Genomic DNA, 19,720 nt, shown 5'->3' on the forward strand with positions numbered 1-19,720 from the left:
CTCCTCCTCCAGCCGGCGTTTCCGCCAAATTAATGCATTACATTAATTTATGGATGCGGATAGGGCAACAGAAAAGCCCCGACCGTTTCCCGGCCGGGGCTTCACTTGTGAAAACCTGACGCTTTACGCGATCGTCAGAAGGAATAGGACGCAGACATGCTCACAAAATCCTTGTCATAGGAGGCATTGCGATAGTCGGCGCCGAAATTGGCGGTGTAGTCCATGCCAAGCTTGTAGGTGTCCTGATAGTTGGCCGTGACACCCGCCGTGACCGCCATCTTGCCCTGCACGAAGCCCGGACCGATGGGGCCCGCGGAATAGCCCTGCACATCATGGCTCCAGACGATCTGGGGAGAGAGCGTCCAGGCGCTCCCGAAGGCGGAGTTGTAGTCCAGCCGTGCCAACAGCCGATAGCCCCAGGAGAACTGGCTGGCATATTGCGGCGAAAGGGAGCAGGTGCCCTGGCGGTTGCAATCATCGCCGAAGGTTTTCGCTATGCCTGCGGCGGGATGGGATTCGCCGGAGCGGGGAATCGCGAAGCGGTTCCCCTCCGCATCGGGCAGCCACTGCACCCCCGCATTCGCGACAAGAATGAGGAGATCGGCGTTAGTGAACTTCACAACCGGATTGGACGGCGTCAACGTGCTGAGCGTATAGAGCTGAGCATGAAGCGCCTTGGTCCGGCGATAACCCTGGATCACGTCGCCGGGAGCGACGGGCGGCCCGGTATAGTAATCGGGCTGGCCGGGGCCTGCCGTGTAGCCGAAATTCTCGGCGTCGACACCCATCAACTCTGTCGTGTCCAGCTGGAACGGCATGTTGGGGTAAAAGGCGATATCACCCGAAAGAGCCGTACCGTTCAGAATGTTCATGGTGGTGTTGAAACTCGCCCCGAACATCTTGATGTCTTCGGGGTACTGCGCGAGCAGCTTCTTGTTGGCACCGGCGGCCTCGGCGAACATGGCCTGCGACACCGACACCGGACGGTTCGCATCATCCTGCACAGGACCGTTCGCCGTGCAGCCAGGACCGTTCAACGTCCCGGCGCCCGGCGGACATGCCACCTGAAAGACTGTCGTCGCGGTGGTCGGGGTCGACGCCGTGAAGGTGCCGATCGGCAGCTTCGAATGGAAATTGACGAAATAGCCGGCGAGTTCCGTGCCGTAGTTCAGCCAGTCAGCATAGTAGCGCAGCGCGAGACCGTACTGGCCCTGCTGGCGGGCTTCCTGCGAGGCAATCCTTTCGATGGTCGCCGTCGGCGAATAGGACGTGCCATCACCATTGTTGTAGACCTCGCCGCCACTCAATGCATAGGCACAGCCATCCGCCAGAGCATCGCTCGGCGAGAAGAAACTGCCGCAAGCGGGAAGCTTGCTCTTGTTCCACTGGAAGGCGTACCAGCCTTCGAAGGTGAAGCCGGCCGGCAACCCGATGCTGGTGAAAGCCGTCGCCTGAGGCAGGAAAATTTCCTTCAGCTCCACACCCGGCTTCACATACGCCGAAACATCCAGCGGCAGATAGGACGACACGCCACCCGGGATCAGCAGACTTTCGCCCCAGTTTGTCGCCTGACGACCGATGCGAACCGTGGCCGGCATGTCGAACAAATCGAAATTCGAATAGACGAACGCATCGAGCAATTTGAAGTCCGTGGCCTGGAGATTACGCGCATCGTCGCCCCGGAACTCATCTTCGAGCGGACGACGCTGGTTAGGCGACTTAACCGGACCGTATTTACCGCCGCCATTTCCAAGGACGTTGTCGCCGACATAATCGTAAGCAGCCTTGCCGCGCACGAAGGCACCGAAATTCCGCCATGTCACCTCCATCTCGGAAATGCCTTTGACCGGCGCCGAAATGAAGTCCCACTGCTCGACGTTCACATTGCCATCGTCGGAATTCACGTCATAGTCGGTATTACCCGAACCGTAGCAGCCACCATTGAAGACGGAGATATAGGCACAATTCTGCTTGCTCGTACGTATACTGGCACTAGCGGACAAGGTCGTGGAGAGGTTCACATTGAACTCTCCAAACTTGTATTGCAGTGCCTGGGCCGAGTTCGGTAAGGCCATCGCCAGCAACATCGGCAGCAGGCTGATTTTCCACATGTACTTCATTACCAAAATTCCTGTAATTCTGGAGTTTCGCTCAGGAGCCATGCTGCTCAGGGCAGGACCGCAAGGGATTTGCTGATGTCCTCGAGCGGCAGAGTGTTGCCGACCACGCCCAAGCCGGAACCCAATACGACGGGGAACACAATGTCGCCTGCCGTCTGACCACCCGGAAGGGGCGTATTTGTCAGCTGATTCACGAGCGAGACCGCCGGAACGAGGACCGGCTGAAGCTGATCGAGCGGCAGCGCATCCAGAGGCAGCGCAGAGAGCGGGCTGTCGCCGCTACCGCCCGCGCCAAGCGCTGTGAGAAGAAGCGGCTGGAGCAGCGGAGCGGTGTCGCTGAAATTGCCTGCGGTCGGATTGGTCTGCAGGCCGTCCACAACGCCTGCCAGCAGATCTCCCACCGGCTGCAACGGCGCATTGCCGTCCGGCAAGACACTACCCAATGGCGCGCTTTCGCCGCCGCCCAGAAGCGCAGGGACAACGCCGCCATCAGTGCCGACCAGGTCGCCCACGAGATCATACCCCAGCAGGTCCTGGCCAAGACCGCCGTCGCCCGACACGCCGAGCGGCGGAACGGATTCGGATACCTGCGTCAGAGCGCCGTCAAGAGCCGACAATCCTCCTGACGGCAATGGCGAGCTGCCTCCGCCTGCTCCGGCGACAGCGCTGCCTACGAGGCCATCTGACCCGCCGGCCAGTGTCGCCCCCAGCAGACCGCCCTCACCCAGAAGCGGCGAGACCACATCGGCACCGGCTGTGCTCAGCACACCGCCTTCGCCTGTCACGCCGAGCTGCGTACCGCCGGCAACACTTTGCGAAGCCGAGGATGATGCCCCGGATGTCGGCGACGTTGCAGTCGGCAATCCAGCGGACGAACACCCGGCGAGGCCGAGTGCAGCGAAAAGAGTGATGGTAGACAGATGTTTCAACATGATGACGTCCTCCCGTGTGACTTTAGCTATCAAACCCAACGGGTGGATGGTGTAGAGAAATGTGCCGATGTGTTTGGAATGCCCGCGATCCGTAAGGCCTTTGCCGAAGCACAATGAGCACCCCTCCTTGCACGGAGTTTTTCGCTCCGGCTGATGACACACGCCTCCCACCGACTGTAATTGTTTGTAAAACCCATGGACGCCCTGCCCTGTGGCGGGAGAATGCCGCCGTTGGGCAAAGGGCCGATCAGCACCGCTATGCTATTCGTAACGCCGACCTCCTCGGCCTCGATGCAGCATCCCTCACAAGCCGGTGCGTCGATTCTCCACCCAATGAGAGGCGCCCGCATATGGAAGCATGCGGACGCCTCATTCATTTGCAGACAACCATTTTCCTCAACGAAAAGGGGCGGCCCAAAGACCGCCCCTCATTCTCGTATCTTGCCGCCGGCTCAGAGGCCGAGCGCACCTGTGACAGGCGCAAGCGCGTCGGTGACCGGCGCCAGCGGAGTGCCGTCGAGCGCACCCGTTACAGGCGCAAGCGGGCTGTCGCCGCCGCCAGGCAGACCGCCACCGAGAAGGTCGGTCACCGGAGCGAGCGGATCGGAACCGCCGCCACCCGGAAGCGTACCGGCCGGAATGACGTTGCCGAGGACACCGCTATCTCCGCCACCGAGAAGATCGGCCACGGGGCCAAGCGGCTCCAGGTTGGAACCGAGCGGATCGGAACCTATAAGATCGGCAACCAGGCCATTCTCCCCCGTTACGCCGAGGGACGGTGTGCTGCCCAGATCTCCACCACCGAGAAGATCGGTTACCGGTGCGAGCGGATTGTCGCCACCGCCCGGCAGACCGCCGCCGAGAAGGTCAGTCACAGGGGCAAGCGGGTTGTCGCCGCCGCCGGGCAGGCCACCGCCGAGAAGATCGGTCACCGGCGCAAGCGGATTGTCGCCGCCACCGGGAAGACCGCCGCCAAGAAGATCGGTTATCGGCGCAAGCGGATTATCGCCGCCGCCCCCCGGAACGCCGGGAAGGCCGCCACCGGTCAGGTCACCAAGTGCACCATCATTACCGCCGCCGAGCAGCGCGACAACCGTACCATCATTGCCGAGAAGCGGACCGACGGGGTCCTGCCCCAGCACGTCGCTCAGCAAGCCGCCATCCTGCGTCACACCGAGTGCCGGAATCTGTCCGAGGACTTCATCGAGAGGCAGCGAGGACGCCAACGTATCGACTACAGGAGACAGACCCTCCGCGATCGGTGTCGTTACCTCCGCGGGGAGTAGCTGCCCGAGCGCACCACCTTCGCCGCCGCCCAGAAGGCCGGTCGTGCCCAGAAGCGGATCGGTCAGGGAAGCAAGCCCCAGATCGGTCGTCGTGCCGCCATCGCCGGTTGCCCCCAGCGAAACGGGCGACGTTGTGGTGGTGCTACCGCCGCCGCCACCGCCGCCGCCGCTCCCCAGAATCGGGGTGCTTGTATCGACGCAGGCCGCCAGCAGGGATACAGCCCCTGCAACCGCGGCGAGTCTCATTGCCTTCTTCATTTCGTCCTCCTCCTCAAATCAGAGAGTTTTCAGAACCCGGAAATTGGAGGACAGACTAGGCGGCAATTATGGTTTGGAGTGTTGAAGCATGTGCGATTGCGTGTGCGTGTGTTTACTTAGCCGCTCACACAGCCACATAGACACCAGGTTCACACGGTGGAGGACGCTGTCTCTCGATATTTCTGCGGCGCGAGGCCCGTCCAGCGCCGGAAAGCGCGGCGGAAATTGGCCACATCCTCAAATCCGAGAAGCGAAGCAATGTCGACAACGGTCAACGGTGTGTCACGCAAATATTCCCGCGCCAGGTGACTTCTGACCTCGTCCAGCAAGTCCCGATAGCTGGTTTCCTCCTCCGCAAGGCGCCTTCGAAGCGTTCTTTCGCTCATATTATGCGTGTTCGCCAGCTCTTCCATATCCGGGAAATGGCCTCGCGCGGAGAGAAGCTCCTTGCGTATTTCGGCGGCAAGCCCCTCCGCATGCGCCATGTCACGAAGCAGCGCCTCGCATTGCCGGCGGTATAGATTCGAAAGCGGGATCGACGCGGCCGGCAGGGGCTCATCCACCTCCCGCAGAGGACCGACAAAGCGATTTGCGCTATGTCCGAAAGAGACGGGCACCCCGAGATAGGTCTCATAAGTCATTTCCGGCATCGTCGGATGACCGGCAATCTCGACGGAACACTCAAACAGCGTACCGCCAACGACTTGCCGCAGCCCTGTCGTCAGACCGCCAAAGAACAGATCGGTCATGAAGCAAGGCGCGCCCTTGACCTCGAACGGCGGGACGAAGGTCAGAATCGCCTTGTCGCCTCCGAAAGACAGCCTGATATTGCCGCGCGCGCCGGCAATCGGATTGTACTGGGCCAGCAATTCCGCTGCCTGTCGCAGGTTCCGGCTACTCAAAATCGCATGACCGAGCAAGCCATGCGTGCCGATATGCATCTTCGTGCCGATGCGCAAGGCGAGCGTCGGCTCCTTTGTTTCCGCCACCAGAAATTCAGTCATCGACAGGAATTCCGGCTCCGACAATCTCCCATGTGTCTCCACGCCGAATGCTGCGGGATCGTGCCCCAAATCTCTCAGCACCTCGGAGACAATTTCGAGATAGCCGGGTTCAATGCGCATAGCCTGTCCTTTTCGAACCCCCATGTTGGCCGAAAACGACCTCCCGGTTGGCTCTCCATTTCCTATTTATGACGCAACACGGTGGCCTTGCCACATTCACCACGGCGGCATTTCGAGGAGAGTATTTCATGACGCATTCCAGCCTGTCGCGTACACCCGAGGACGTCGATATCGTCACTCGTAACCGTCAATTCGATATCGAGGAAGTCCTCGCCACAAATTGGCACAGTGACGACGTATTCAAGACCGCATTCTTCAATGCGCTGTCCATTCTGTTCCCGCTGGGCGAACAGTTTTTCATCGATAGTGTGAAAGCCTATCGCAGTGAAATCGATGACCCTGTCCTTCAGGAGCGCGTCAAAGGTTTCATGGGTCAGGAGTCGGTGCATCGTCGCGAGCATCAGAAATACAATGAAGCGCTCTGCGAAGCGCACGGGCTCGACCTGGAAGAACTCGAAGCGCTCGTCGCCAAGCGCAAGGCCTTTGCGCAGAAGCATCTTCCGGCGTTGCGGCAGCTGGCGGGCACCGTTGCCCTCGAGCACCTCACCGCGATCATGGCCGATGCGACTTTCCGCAACCCGGCGACTCTTGAGGGCGCACACCCGAAAATGAAAGAACTTTGGCACTGGCACGCGCTGGAAGAAACCGAGCACAAAGCCGTTGCGTTCGACGTCTTCGAAGCCGTAGGCGGCGGCACAGGCATGCGCCGCTCCGCCATGATCCTTACGACGATCGAGTTCACACATCACGTGATCCGCAACATGCGGCTTCTGCTGCGCGACTACAAAGGCTCGCGTATCAAGCTGTGGTTCGGCGGCATGAAGTTCCTGTTCGGCAAGAACGGGGCGCTCAGGGGCCTGTTGCGTCCCTATCTCGACTTCTACCGCAAGGACTTTCATCCCTGGGATCATGACAATCGCGAGCTTGTCGGTTCCGTTATGAAGGAATTCGGCGGCGGCACGGTTCAGCCGATCTGACTGCCACGCGCAGTCCACAAAAATATGGGAGGTGAGAATGTCGGCGGTCGAAGATTTCGGACCAGATGTTCCCGGGAGGACCGTCGTTCCAGCGAGACCGACCCCACCCCGCCATCAGGTGGGTCTCGCCAGGGCCTTGATCCAGCCTGCCATTCTCACCAACCTCATCGCCTCCTTCCCGGAAGCCTGGTACCGGGAGCGCTTCAGCCGGTTCCGCATCGGTGTTTCTGCTTCCGGTCGGGGCATCGTCATCAACGACGCCGACGCCATTCGGCACATCCTTGTGACGGCTGCGGACAATTTCCCCAAGGAGGACAATCAGCTCGCTGTGTTGCGCCCACTTCTCGGCAGAGGTTTGCTGACGGATGAGGGCGAGAGCTGGCGGCGCAAACGGCAGCTGGCCGCTCCCATTTTCCAGCATGCCGCGCTCAAGGAGTTCGCTCCGCTTTTCGTGCGAGCGGCGGAACGGTCGGCCCATCGGGCCCTGTCGCAAAAGAATGCCTTCCCCATCGACGCGGAAATGACCCGCGTGACGCTGGACATTATCGGAGAAGCCATACTGGGCTGCGATCTGGAATCCGATGTTGAAGACATTTCGAATACGGTGGGCGGCACGCTGGACAAGTTTCCGGGCATGTTTCTCGCGGGCGTTCTCCTTCCGCCCTATGGCCGGGATCGCGTCATCGAAGCGCTGGTCGCGCCGGGGCGGAGAAGCCTTACCAAGTTCGCCAGCAAGATCATCAAGCACGCGCGCGACAACCAGATCCGCTCCTCGCTGATCGGCAAGCTTATGGACGCCTCCAAGGCCGATAGCGGCGAGGACATGACCCTCGACAATGTCCGCGACGAAATCGCAACCTTCCTGCTGGCGGGGCACGAGACCACGGCAACCACGCTGAGCTGGGTATGGTACCTGCTCTCCCTCTACCCCGACGCGATGGTCCGCATTCAGGACGAAGTGGATCAGGTAGCGGAAGGGCGTGCTTTGACGGCGGACGATTTATCGTCACTGCCCTATACGCGGGCGGTTGTAGATGAAGCCCTGCGGCTCTATCCGCCGGTGGCCAATCTCCTGCGAAAAGCCAACGAGACGACGGAGGTGGCCCCCGGTATCACTGTAAAAGCGGGGGAAAGAGTGCTCATTTCGCCCTGGCTGCTGCACCGGCACGAAACCTATTGGAGCGAACCTGAGGAGTTCAGGCCGGAACGCTTTCTCGGCGAGGCCGGCAAAGAGCGCCCGCGCCACGCCTACCTGCCCTTTGGCGGCGGTCCTCGCATATGTATCGGGTCCAGCTTTTCCCTTATGGAGGCTGTGCTCATTCTGGGAACCTATGCCCAGAAGATGGGGGTTCAGGTGCTCAATACCGCAGAGGTAATGCCGCAGGCGCGCATCGTCATGCGGCCCTCCGTCAGGCTCAGGGCCGTAACGTTTCCCCGTGTACAGCCCGATGCGTGACCGGGCTTTCTATACAAAGATCACTCAGCTCGACACATACACACACAAATCAGACAGACTGGTTGAGTCAGCTTGATAGCATCCGGATCGAGATTGCGCGGCGACGCGTACCCCAAACGACTGACCGGGAGGAATGGAATGCGTATCAAATTGGCTATTTCGGCGGGACTTATGGCCGGGCTCATGATGGGCCTGGCACCGGGCGCGCACGCAGCAGCGGAGCTGAGTTCGCTTCAGACCGGAAGCGACGTGGCGGAGGCCTGTGCCAACCCCGCTGACGCAAAAGCCATGACCGATGGAGAGCGTCAGCGGCTCCAGGTCTGTGGCGCCTATATCAACGGTTTTCTTGCGCATTACAGTTTCGTGCGCCGTCAGATCGAAAAGCCGTCCTTTTGCCTGCCGGAAAGCGGCGTGAACGGCGAAAGGGTCCGGCGTGTCTATCTGGCCCTGTTGAAGCAAAAGCCGGAATTGCGCGATATGCCGGCGAGCCTCGACATGGCGACGAGCCTCGCATGGGCCTATCCCTGCAAGGGAAAGACGCCCAAACAGCAATAATGCATGGCGCCCCCGGTTAGCGACCTAGCTGTACCGGGGTGCCGCCTCCTCGCATCGGGCACGCCATTCCCGAAGCAAGGCATCGAGAAGCTCCCTCAGCTCTTGATCGCTCAGACTACTGACGGCACTTGAGAGATCTGCCAGCCCATCATCTATGGGGTGCAATGGCGGTTCACTCACCCGGGTTCTGCGTTCATGTTCCATATTTGCGCCCTGCTCTCGTCACCTGACAGTTTCAAATTGGGGCTAGCTTGAAATGATTTCGAGGCTTGAGGTGTAGAAATCTGTGGCGAAAGGTGAATCGGACCTACTATTCCCGATAACCTCGAATCCGTATGATCCAACTGACGAAAATTCGGCGCTTTCCTTTGCGTGAATCAGCACCAACGGGTTTCAAGCGGCCACAGTGTTTCGTAAACTTTTAGGGCGTTATGTTTGTCTGTGGAAGCCATCCTTGGGGGACGCTTCCAGAAGGCATCCGCACCGGTGGGAGGACTGCGAAATGACCAATGTGTCAATACGCGATGATGAATCGCAAGGGACTGCCATGTCGAAACCGTCCCTGCTGCTTGTCGACGACGATCCGGATATTCTGGAGGAACTCGGGAGCTATCTGTCCGCCAACGGAATGGCCGTATCTCAGGCGTCCGATGCGCGGACCGCGCTGCAGATGTTCCGCGACAATACATTCGACCTGATCGTCCTCGATCTCTGGCTCGGGAATGAGAACGGGTTCGACCTTCTCCGGGAAATCCGGCAGACCCATATGACCCCGTGCATCATGTGCACCGCCCAGGACGAAGCGACCGACAAGGTCGTAGGACTCGAACTCGGGGCCGATGATTATGTGGTGAAGCCCGTTAATCTGCGCGAGCTTCTGGCCCGTATTCGCGCCCTGCTCCGGCGGTCTCAGACCAGCGGCGGGGGCGGCGGTGCCCAAGAGGAACAGAGCGTATTGATGGACGAGGTTGGCAGCCGTTGGATTTTCGATCCGATGCGCAGAAAGCTCTCCTCCCCGGATGGTAATCTTGTACCTCTGACCACGGCCGAATGCGACTTGCTGATCGAGCTCGTAGCGCATGAAGGGCGGCCGCAGACACGCGAAGAGCTTTGCAGGCGTGTCTTCAACCGCCAATGGCAACCCTACGATCGCAGCCTAGACAGCATCGTGGTGAAACTTCGCCGCAAGCTGGAACCCAATCCCGACCATCCGATGGTGATCAAAACCATTCGAGGAAAAGGCTACCTGTTCACCGGGTTTCCAACGGAAAGCTGAGTGAAATAGCCCCGGTTCCGCGCTTCAATTGTGCGTGGGAAAGACAAGCGTTACGCGCCCGCCCCCGTTATCGCAATTTCCGATGTCGAGGCGGCCGCCATGCTCGCGCAGTATTGCGTCGCAGATGGCGAGCCCCAGCCCCGTTCCTTCATTCGACGGCTTGGTCGTGAAGAAGGGTTCTGCAGCCCGATCCAGGATCTTGTCGGGAAAACCGGGGCCTGTATCGAGAACGTCGAGACATATCTCACCGGGCTGACGACGCGACGAGATCGTAATTCTCTTCTCCCCGTCACGAGCATCCGCCCCGACGCCCGACATGGCATCGGTCGCGTTCTGCACGAGATTTGTAAGCACCTGTTCGATCTGCAACGGGTCGACGGAGACAGCTAGCGCCTCCGGCACATCGATCTCGATGCGCACGCCCTTCTGCATCAATACGTGCCCCATGATCGCGCTTACGTTTTCCGCCAGCGTGGCAAGCGCGATTTCTTCTTCCGATCCCGTTCCCTTGCGGCCGAAACGGCGAAGGCGGGTGACGACATCATTGGCGCGCTCCACCTGGGCAAGAATGCGCTGCGCTTTCTTGAGGATGAAATCCGGCGGCACGTCCGGCGATTCGAGCATGGCCTCCAGGTTCTGCGCCGACATGGAAATCGTGTTGAGGGGCTGACGCAGTTCATGCGCAATGCTCGCCGACATCTGGCCGAGCGCTGCCATTTTGGCGGTCTGCGCCAATTGCGACTGTTCCTCTCGCAACTGAAAGGCCTGCTGGAGGAGAAGGTTGAACCGCGCAGCGAAATCGAGATCGGCGCTGTCGAACCCGTTCGGGCTGCGCGCGGCGCAAACCAGATATGCGGTCTCCGAGCGAAGCGGCAAGGCGATGATCGCAACCTCCCGTTCAGGCAGGTTGAAAGCAGATTGCATATCCGCCGCTTCATCGACCTTCTCACCGAGGACACGCACCCCCTTGCCGGCAAGCCAGCCATCGAACTGCCGCACCAGACGCTCCGCCCGGGCCGGGAGCATCCCGTCGCGTGGCACCAACAGACGGATAGACCTGTCCACCGCCTGCTCCACCAGAACGGCCTTATCGGCGCGGAGTGAGTCTTTCAGCAGTGCAACCAGTTTTTCCAGCCGTTCTCGCGACGTCGCATTGCCGAGAAGCAACCGAAGCCCCTCCAGCATGATCTCCGCTTCGCGACGGTGTCGCTCCTCCCGCTTGCGGGCGCGGCTGACGTCGTTCATCAGGGAAGCCGCTTCGCTGAGCGACCGGCGCTCATCGGAGGCAACTTCCGCCATCAGCGTACCGAAGAAGCCCCCCTCGGGATTGCTCATTCCGCTAAACCGCACGATCCGTCCCGCCCCGCCCTCGGCGTCCGGAATGCGCACGGCAAGCTGTCGGATTGTTTCGCCGCTCGCGAGACGATCTTTTACATTCCCCGCGCCGTCCCGTGGCACGAAGCTGGAAAGCGACAGACCTTCCACCCGTGCGGCGAGATCCGCCTTCCCGTTCAGCACACGCCGGCAATGCAGGACGCCATTTGCAGAGGCCTCCCAGAGGATATCCGCATCCAGCGCGAGCGCATTGTTCACATAGCTGAGCTGCGTTTCGCTGGCACGCCGTCCGGCCTCCTGCATGGCCTGCGCCCGGAGGCGCTCGAGCGTTGCCGCCGCAAGCTTTGCCACATCGATCATCAGGCCGCGCGCCGGTTCGCTTTCGCCCGCAGGGCCAGCAATGACCGCAAGCAGCGACGTCCCGGATGGCACGACAAGCGCCAGCGACTTCCCGTCCGGCCCCTGCATCGCCGTATTCGGGCGGCGCTCCGCGCGCATGGCCCATTCGGAAAGGCGCGGCGTGTCCAGTAGAGACGGCCCGTCGGAGGGTGCCTGCCAGTTCAGCCGCCATCCGCCGGAAGCCGCGGGGGCAATCTCGACAAATACGAAATTTTCCAGCAAAGCGCCTTCTGCGATTTGCCCCGCCAGCTCTGCAAGCGCGCCCCGAAACTCGCTTTCGCTTCGGATCGGCGCCAGCCGAAGGGCAACGTCGGAGGGTGTGACACCGCTTGGGGCCAACCCATTTTCCTGAGGGCGGTCATTCGTCCAGGGACGATCGGAAGCGGTCATGATCCGCCTCAACCTGACGGGTCGGCGACGACGAATGTCGTTTCGACGGGCGGCAGGTCTCCCAGAGAGGGTACAAACGGCATGGACGTGAAACGATTGTCGCTATAGGCAATCGTGATCTTCATAACGGAATTATTTGTGCCGCTCGTGTCGAAGGTAATCGATGCCTTGGCAGGATCCACCAAGGGCGAATAGGCGTTGAGCGCATCATTTATCGCGGTCGTGGCAAGCGTCTCTCGTTCACCTGTATTGAGCCCTGCCATGGCGGCGCGGCCACCTTCGGCCACCGCATAGGAAAGAGCTATGCGTGTGCCGAACATGAAGCCGAATGTGATGATGCCGAAGAGAATGGCAAAGAACACAACGGACACAAACGCAAACTCGATCGCGACGGAACCGCTTTCGTTTCGCCGGAAGGAAGCACGGGGCCGCACCCGCCTAACGCGGATACGACCCCCGGAGCTTGCAAATTTACCCAACCAATTGCTGTTCATGGGAACTATCCAGCAACTGGTTCAGCTTCCTGCCGCCGTTGAAAGGTTGGTCCCGACTTTGGTGTAGATCGATTGAAGATCGGTCCCCACACCAGACGCCGCCGTGTAAACGACGAGGGCGATGCCTGCTGCCAGCAGGCCGTACTCGACAGCGGAAATACCGCTTTCGTCCTGCGCAAACCTCTCACTGAACGCTTTGATCTTGCCAATCATGGTCATAGCAAGTTCCTCCATATATGGCCTTATGGCCTTCCTCACCAAGTACCTGAACCACTCAGGCACTCCTTACCCGGATCTTAAAATGCTATCGCCTGTCTATTGACAGTGCGTTTACCAGCTCAACTATCCTGCCACTCCAGACACCGGGTGTGTGTCAATTTGAGTGGATTTGTGTGAGCCAGCAAAAACATTTCGGCTACTTCCCGGCTCCTGTGCCGGATGTCGAAGCCGGCTTTTCCAGCTTCTTGCCGATATTCTTCAAATACTCCTCGTGAATGCGCTCCGCTTCATCCGCCTGCATCGGAACAGGCCTGGATTTGGCTGCATACTGAGCCGCCATCACATCTTCGGCAGTGGAAGATTTTTGCTGTGCGGCAGCCGCGCCTGCTCCCAGCAGGAATGAAATTCCCGCCAGTGCAATTGTCATATGCTTCATCACGCGTCTCTCCTTTGCCGACGTCATATCAATTCACGGCCTGCTTCTTTTCCTGGTCTTTCACCCAGCTCCGCGCAAAATCGCGAACGGCCAAACGCTCCTTGCGCGTCGCAATCCCATCGATCAGCCGCTGCGCTTCTCTTTTTTCGCCTCGCATCATCAGAACAAGAACCAGATTGTTGCGGATCGATGTCGAAGCCGGGCTCAGTTCGTAGGCCTGCCGCAGATTGAACTCAGCCTGCTTCAATGCCTCGGGCCCGAGATGAAGGCGCGCATAGCCGAGATTGTTGAGATATTCGGCACTGGCCGGACGTGCTCCAACGGCATTACCGAAATGCTCTGCCGCCTCACTCCAATTGCCCCGGGCGGCGGCGACCCTCCCCAGCCCGGCATAGCCATCCGCGGCGCGGCCCGTCCCGGCAAGCTCGGTAAATGTGTCGACCGCGGCATCGTATTGACCAGTGCCGAGCAACGCCTCACCCCGCAGCGAAAGATATTCCGCACCGCCCTTTTCGCTGACAGCATATTGATCGAGATAGGCCAGAGCGGCTTTGTAGCGCTTCTGATCGATCAATCCGCGCACAGCGTTCAGATAGAGTTTCCGCGTGGAGGAGGCATCTATCGGCTTGGCCGCTTCCGTCATCTCCTGCGGCGCCGGATGTTCCGGCTCCATCATGGCGTCATAAGCACGGTCCATGGATGCGCACCCGCCAAGGACGGGAGCCAAAAGAAAAGTCGCAGCGACTAAAAAAACCGATCTCATCTCTCCGCTCCTCTTTCCTGCATGTCATGAGCCACCGAACTTATGCCGCTAGACAATTGCACGGCTGCCGGGCCTGCCAGAACGATCAACAGGACAGGCATGAAAAACAGGATCATCACGATCGTGAGATGCGTCGCCTTCTTGCCCACGCTTTCGCGTGCCTGTGACATGCGAATATCGGAAAGATCGGCAGAGAACCGGCGCAGGGTCGACCCCAGCTCGCCACCGGAAAGAAGCGCCTGTTTGATGATATTGGCGAAGTCCTGACCTTCATCGACACCCATCCGGTGTCCCATGCGGTCCAGAGCCACATCGTACGGCACGCCCGACTCCACATCGGCGATCAGGCGTTTCAGGACATACCCCGTGACCGGCGCGGTTTTGGGGGCGACAACAGACAGATGTCTCAATGCCTGATCGACACTCACGCCCGCATCGAGCACCATCAGCATAATATCGAGTACCGGCGGCATTTCCCGGCGCACTTTGGCTGCGCGACGCTCGGCCAAGACTTTCACGGCGATCAGCGCATAGCGATAAACGAGGTATCCGAAGAAGGCGCCGATGACGATCTGGATCGGGCCCAGCCCTCGGGTCGCCTGCAGCCAGAAGAACATCACAATCGTAAGCAGCACAGCGAACGCAAGACGCAGTGCCAGAAAGATGTAGGGCGCAGCACCGGCAAAGAAGCCCGCCTGAACGATGAGGTCCCGGACCTCAGAGCTTACGCTTTCGCCTGCTATGCGACGGCCCAATTGTTCCAGAGACAAAAGAAGACGGTCGATGCCTGACCCTGCAAAGCCTTCCGTCTCGAACATTTCGCCGAACCGCATCGACACGGTCCGCTGTCGCAGCAGGATAACGGCCGACAAGACAAGCGCCAGCCCGCCCGTCAGGGCCGCGGCTATCGCAATAATCCATGTCAGTCCGTCGAGCATCGCTTCCCTCAGTAGGACGTTTTCACAACAGTGCGCATCAGGATGCCACCGATGATCTGAGACGATACGCAGTAAATCAGGAGCAAGCGGCCGGTGGGATCGTGCAAGAACCAGCCGACATAATCCTCATTGTCGATCATCACCAATGATGCAACTGCCATCGGCAACAGGGCCAGCACCCATGCGCTGGAGCGGATCTGCGCGGTATTCACACGCACTTCCCGTTCCACCGCCGAGCGACGACGAATGTTTTCGATCAGATTGGCAATGATCTGTGTGATGGAACCGCCGAAACGAAGATTGGTTTCAATCGCCGTTGCAAAGAGACGTATCTCATAGACTTCCAATTCATCGGCAAGTTGAGACATGCTTTCACCAACGCCTGCGCCATTGGCGATACGCCTCATGGTCGGCGTGAATACTTCAGCCAGGACCGGCGAAGAAGATGCCGTCGCACGGTTGAGGGCAACCGGCAGACTGTTGCCGACGATCAGCAGCTGCCGAACCCGATCAAAATATCCGAGCATGGCACCACTGACGGCATTCATTCGCTTGCGTGCAAGGTGGTCGACGACAGCGAGAGCAACCAGTATCGCAGTGAGCGTGATCAGTACCGTTATCGCAAAGCCGAACCAGCTCACGAGACCAAGTAGAATGGCCAGGCTGAAAAAACCGAGCACGCCCGTATTTATCGGTTCGATCTCAATACCGGCCTGGAAGAGACGACGCCTCAGCCAAACGGGCAGCCACCGCTCTATCGTGTCATCCTGTTCCTCATCGCGCGATGCGGCCATGGCGGCGGCCCGCTCCGTGCTGAGGAGACCGGTAAGCTTCCTTTCCACGGCCATATCGTCGCGCTGCCTGTACACGGCAAGCGCCAGCAACGCAGCAATCCCGATACATATCAGTGCGAAGATGAAGCCGATAAACGCCATATGCTAGACCACCCTCTTCCTGCCCCGGTCGGCGCCATTTGTGAACACCTCCCTGAGCGAATAGGTCGGACCTTCCATGCCGACCACCTCGCAAATCGATGCGATTTCGCGAACGCCGTCTGTACGGCGGGAAATATGAACAACGATGTCGATAGCACCCGAGATGAAGCGGCGAACGGCCTGCAAATCCGACGAGAAGCCGTAAAGGCCCATCAGCATCTCGAGCCGTTCCAGCGCATCGCGCGGCGCATTGGCATGGAGGGTCGCCATAGATCCATCATGCCCGGTGCCCATAGCCTGCAGCATTTCGATAGCTTCGCTAGACCGGACCTCGCCGAGAATGATGCGGTCGGGGCGCATACGCAGCGCGTTGCGCAGAAGATCCCGCGAGCTGACCTCCGAGCCGCCATCCGGCGTGGAGGGTCGCGTTTCCAGCCGCACCACATGCGCCTGCTGGAGCTGAAGCTCCGCGGCGTCTTCGATGGTCACAAGTCGTTCCTTCAGCCCGATGTAAGAGCTCAGGACGTTCAGCAGCGTTGTCTTACCCGAACCCGTGCCGCCGCAAATGAGGATGTTCTGCTTGTTGCGAACGGCACTGGTGAGGAAATCGAGCATTTCCCGCGTCAGGCTTCCCCCGCGCACGAGGTCGTCGCCGGTCAGCGGTACGCGCTTGAACTTGCGGATCGACACCACAGGCCCGTCAAGTGCGACGGGGGGAATGATGACATTGACGCGCGAGCCATCAGGCAGGCGGCCGTCGACATAGGGCGAGCCTTCGTCCACGCGCCGGCCGATCGGGCTCACGATGCGCTGAATGACATTCATCAAATGCGTGGTATCGCGGAAGCGCGTATTCACCGGCTCCAGCTCGCCCTTGCGCTCCACATAGATGCGATTGGGACCGTTGACGATCACGTCGTCGACTTCCGGATCGTTCAGCAGGGGCTGCAATGGCCCGAAGCCGGTGATCTCGTTCTGCACATCCTCGATGAGTTGAGCGCGCTCGCGCATATTGAGAGCGATGCCGCGCGACATCAGGACAACGGAGATGGCACGGGCGATCTCATCCTGCAGAACTGCTGTGGGCAGTGCCTCGCCTTCAACACCCTGCTGCTCGAGATATTCGAGCGTCAGATCGAATACGCGGAACTTGATTTCCTGGTACCGGTCGGAAACACCGATATCGTTCGATGAAGCTTCAGGCCCACGCAGATATGGCTGCATCCCGTACTTCATGTCTTATCCCAACAACTTCGAGGCCCAGGCCAGCAAGGGCTGGCTGGCGGTTCTTGCGTCTTCCCGCCCTGAAATCAGGGAAAGGGATTCAAGATAATCTTCCAGTTCCTCTGTATAGGAAGAGCGACCGGACACGGAGAGCGGCACACCGCTGTTCAACGCTTCCGTCATGCTGTCCCAGCTTGTGCGCAGCCGGATCGCGCGCTGCGCATTGGTCGCCTGACGGATCGCCTCGAACTGCGGCACCATCGTTCCAGAGTATTCGTGAACGGCGAGCATGGGCTCGGTGCCCGACGGCCGAACGGATTTCAGCAAGGCGATAATCTCCGCTGCCGCCTTGACCGAAGAGAACCGCTGATTGCAGGGCACGATCATCTCGGCATCCTCGCCGGGCAGCCGCAAAACATCTTCCCGCCGCGAGAAGGGTCCGAAGGCAATCACCACGACCTTATAGAGCGACCGCAGCACTTCCAGCGCCGCACCGAGGTCCTGAGCATCGAGGAACCATTCTTCCGTATCGCCATGAACAGCAAGCGGCAGAACGTAAAGCCCTGTCCTCGGGCACCGCGCCAGCGCGGAGTCGAGAAGTGTGCGGTCAAGCCGGGACATTTCCCTCACCGCGTCCTTGATGAGGAAAGGCAAATCCATATTGAGGGCAATGCCAACATCGCTGGCCGGGAGCGACAGATCGACCAGCAGGACACCGTCCTGCGGCTGCCTTTCGGCGATCAGGGAAGCCAAATTGACGGCCAGATCCCGGTCCTCGTCGCCAGAGCCTCCCGACATGACCGCAACAAAGCGGGCACTGGTATCGCGGCGCGCGCGAACATTCGCTGCGATATGGCGCTGGACGACACTCAACACCTCGTCGTCAGGCGCATCGCGGTCGATAAAATCACTCGCGCCTGCCCGCATGGCCGTAAGGATAAGCTGAGCGCCCGCCTCGTTTCCGATCACCAGATAGGGAAGGTCGGGGAACCATTGCCGCACGAAGGAGAGACGCTCGTAGGCCGTGCTTGCGCCCATGCGAAAATCGCTGTCGGCGATCACACAATCAGGTGCGAACTGAGCCGCCACATCCTGGACCGCATCGGTAGACGGATCGCTGCGCATGACGGTCGCAATCGACGTCAACGCCCGTCTCAGCTGCTCGCCAAGCTCACCCTCACCCGAAATCAACAATACACGGTACGTCACCCACTCACCTCATCAGCCCGTGCTTCACAATATGGTCGTCAAGCGTCGTCGTATTGAGCAGCCGCTGCTCAAGAGAAGGATCGTAAGGCGGCACGCCTTCGCCCGGCAGCTTCGGCACGGTTCCCGCCTCCATGGGCGAAACAAGCCGCGGCGTGGCGACGATGATCAGTTCCTGCCGTTCGCGCGAATTCTGCGTGGTGCGGAAAAACTGGCCGATAATCGGCAAGTCGCCCAATCCCGGTACCTTGTCTTCCACATTCGTCGAAGAGCTGTACATCAGTCCCGCGAGCACGAAGCTCTGCCCGTCGCCCAGTTCGATCGTCGTGCGCGTGGAGCGCGACCGGAGAGCCGGGATACGAAACCCCTGGATCTCAACGCCGTTGGAATAGTCGAGCTCGCTCACTTCCGGCGCGACCTTGAGCACGATGCGGTCATTGTCGAGAACCGTCGCGTTGACGCCAAGCTGCACACCGAAGCGCTTGTATTCGATCGTGACGGTGTTGTTGCCGGATCCGGACTGGGGAACCGGTATCGGAATTTCACCGCCAGCAAGGAAATCGGCCTCCTCTCCGCTTCGCACGAGAAGCGTAGGCTCAGCCAGCATCTGCGCGAGATTGGCGCTGTCCAGTGCACTGATGACACCGAAAAGGTCGCCGTTGCTTCCGGAAAGAAAAAGGTTGAAAGCCTGCGACAGAGGGAGCCCCGCCGTCACCGAAACGCCCCGCGTACCCACTGAATATGATTCGACCGTGTTGGGTACGGTCGAGGCAAACTGGAAATCATTGCCCAATGTCTGGAAATTGATTCCCAAAGCCTTCAGCGTATTCACCGACACGGCTGCAAAACGGATCTGCACCGCGACCATCCGGCGATCGGCCACTTGAATCTGGTTGTCCGCGTCCTTTCCCAGATAGGTTTTTGCAAGGCTAGCGGCGCGCTGACGATCGTCGAGGCTGTAAACCTGACCTTTCAGCGCCACCCCCTCGCCGCCCTGCACGACGCGCACACCGGAGAGACGCTTGTCCTTTTTCAGGGCGCCCTGCAGATCGCCGGTATCGGCTCCTACGCGAATGCTGTAAGCGCCGCTCTTCCCAGAGTCAGAATACCAGACCGTCAGATCGGTTTTGCCCGGCGCCTTGCCGAGCACGCGAAGCTGTTTGGAGGACAGGACCTGAACCTGCGCCACTTTCGGATTGCCGAGAGCGACACGTTCGACGCTTTGCGCGAGGTTGAGTATCTTCTGACCGCCCAGCGGCACATTCACCGGCGTCGCCGCATCGGCGTTTCCCGCGCCGACGAGCGCGAAGACGACGAGTGTCACCAACACACGCAACGCCCTGACGCCTTTCATTTCCGCAATCGCCCAATGCCGCATAATGGCCAGCACTCCCGCC

At 59.9% G+C, this 19,720-nt stretch carries 18 protein-coding genes; 4 read left to right on the forward strand and 14 right to left on the reverse strand.

The genetic code is table 11. The features are described 5' to 3' along the window. Positions 1-134 precede the first annotated feature (134 nt). The 4 genes from ACSSVQ_RS03750 to ACSSVQ_RS03765 form a co-directional block, all read right to left on the reverse strand. Complete coding sequence (locus ACSSVQ_RS03750; RefSeq protein WP_454180891.1) at positions 135-2,120, reverse strand: DUF1302 domain-containing protein; 1,986 nt, start codon at positions 2,118-2,120, stop codon at positions 135-137. Positions 2,121-2,167: 47 nt separating this feature from the next. Further along, positions 2,168-3,052, reverse strand: coding sequence for a hypothetical protein (locus ACSSVQ_RS03755; protein WP_454180892.1), 885 nt, complete (start codon positions 3,050-3,052; stop codon positions 2,168-2,170). A gap of 452 nt (positions 3,053-3,504) precedes the next feature. Next, positions 3,505-4,596, reverse strand: coding sequence for a hypothetical protein (locus tag ACSSVQ_RS03760; RefSeq protein ID WP_454180893.1), 1,092 nt, complete (start codon positions 4,594-4,596; stop codon positions 3,505-3,507). A 149-nt stretch (positions 4,597-4,745) separates the two neighbouring features. After that, on the reverse strand, positions 4,746-5,720 hold the full coding sequence (locus tag ACSSVQ_RS03765; RefSeq protein ID WP_454180894.1) for an AraC family transcriptional regulator ligand-binding domain-containing protein: 975 nt from the start codon (positions 5,718-5,720) through the stop codon (positions 4,746-4,748). Between the two features lie 128 nt (positions 5,721-5,848). Here ACSSVQ_RS03765 and ACSSVQ_RS03770 point away from each other — a divergent pair, with 128 nt between their 5' ends. From ACSSVQ_RS03770 to ACSSVQ_RS03785, 4 genes are all read left to right on the forward strand, one after another. Continuing rightward, entirely contained in the window at positions 5,849-6,697 is an 849-nt protein-coding gene (locus tag ACSSVQ_RS03770) for a metal-dependent hydrolase (RefSeq protein ID WP_454180895.1), read from the forward strand. Positions 6,698-6,734: 37 nt separating this feature from the next. Next, positions 6,735-8,153: a cytochrome P450 gene (locus ACSSVQ_RS03775; protein WP_454180896.1), complete on the forward strand. Its 1,419-nt coding sequence runs from the start codon at positions 6,735-6,737 to the stop codon at positions 8,151-8,153. 138 nt (positions 8,154-8,291) lie between these two features. After that, positions 8,292-8,708 carry a Rap1a/Tai family immunity protein gene (locus tag ACSSVQ_RS03780; RefSeq protein WP_293326479.1) on the forward strand — a complete coding sequence of 139 codons (417 nt, stop codon included), beginning with the start codon at positions 8,292-8,294 and terminating at the stop codon, positions 8,706-8,708. Between the two features lie 547 nt (positions 8,709-9,255). After that, positions 9,256-9,984 (forward strand): response regulator transcription factor, encoded by a 729-nt coding sequence (locus tag ACSSVQ_RS03785; RefSeq protein WP_293326481.1) that lies wholly within the window; start codon positions 9,256-9,258, stop codon positions 9,982-9,984. A 24-nt stretch (positions 9,985-10,008) separates the two neighbouring features. Here ACSSVQ_RS03785 and ACSSVQ_RS03790 read toward each other — a convergent pair whose 3' ends face one another. The 10 genes from ACSSVQ_RS03790 to ACSSVQ_RS03835 all read right to left on the reverse strand — a co-directional run bounded on the left by ACSSVQ_RS03790 (position 10,009) and on the right by ACSSVQ_RS03835 (position 19,713). Further along, positions 10,009-12,108 carry a sensor histidine kinase gene (locus ACSSVQ_RS03790; protein ID WP_454180897.1) on the reverse strand — a complete coding sequence of 700 codons (2,100 nt, stop codon included), beginning with the start codon at positions 12,106-12,108 and terminating at the stop codon, positions 10,009-10,011. 8 nt (positions 12,109-12,116) lie between these two features. Beyond that, positions 12,117-12,602: a TadE/TadG family type IV pilus assembly protein gene (locus ACSSVQ_RS03795; RefSeq protein WP_293326486.1), complete on the reverse strand. Its 486-nt coding sequence runs from the start codon at positions 12,600-12,602 to the stop codon at positions 12,117-12,119. Between the two features lie 21 nt (positions 12,603-12,623). After that, complete coding sequence (locus tag ACSSVQ_RS03800; protein ID WP_293326488.1) at positions 12,624-12,821, reverse strand: Flp family type IVb pilin; 198 nt, start codon at positions 12,819-12,821, stop codon at positions 12,624-12,626. A gap of 196 nt (positions 12,822-13,017) precedes the next feature. Then, on the reverse strand, positions 13,018-13,257 hold the full coding sequence (locus ACSSVQ_RS03805) for a hypothetical protein (RefSeq protein WP_454180898.1): 240 nt from the start codon (positions 13,255-13,257) through the stop codon (positions 13,018-13,020). 28 nt (positions 13,258-13,285) lie between these two features. After that, on the reverse strand, positions 13,286-13,954 hold the full coding sequence (locus ACSSVQ_RS03810) for a tetratricopeptide repeat protein (RefSeq protein WP_454180899.1): 669 nt from the start codon (positions 13,952-13,954) through the stop codon (positions 13,286-13,288). Positions 13,955-14,016: 62 nt separating this feature from the next. Then, a complete protein-coding gene (locus ACSSVQ_RS03815; RefSeq protein WP_454180900.1) occupies positions 14,017-14,838 on the reverse strand; it encodes a type II secretion system F family protein in 822 nt (273 codons plus the stop codon). Between the two features lie 128 nt (positions 14,839-14,966). Next, the gene (locus ACSSVQ_RS03820; RefSeq protein WP_454180901.1) at positions 14,967-15,893 is read right to left on the reverse strand and encodes a type II secretion system F family protein; all 927 of its coding nucleotides are present in this window, start codon (positions 15,891-15,893) and stop codon (positions 14,967-14,969) included. A gap of 3 nt (positions 15,894-15,896) precedes the next feature. Continuing rightward, positions 15,897-17,129 carry a CpaF family protein gene (locus tag ACSSVQ_RS03825; protein WP_293326501.1) on the reverse strand — a complete coding sequence of 411 codons (1,233 nt, stop codon included), beginning with the start codon at positions 17,127-17,129 and terminating at the stop codon, positions 15,897-15,899. A 3-nt stretch (positions 17,130-17,132) separates the two neighbouring features. Then, the gene (locus ACSSVQ_RS03830; RefSeq protein ID WP_454180902.1) at positions 17,133-18,326 is read right to left on the reverse strand and encodes a hypothetical protein; all 1,194 of its coding nucleotides are present in this window, start codon (positions 18,324-18,326) and stop codon (positions 17,133-17,135) included. A 4-nt stretch (positions 18,327-18,330) separates the two neighbouring features. Continuing rightward, a complete protein-coding gene (locus tag ACSSVQ_RS03835; RefSeq protein ID WP_454180903.1) occupies positions 18,331-19,713 on the reverse strand; it encodes a type II and III secretion system protein family protein in 1,383 nt (460 codons plus the stop codon). Between the last annotated feature and the right edge of the window lie 7 nt (positions 19,714-19,720).

This window comes from Parvibaculum sp. MBR-TMA-1.3b-4.2, from assembly GCF_053628815.1.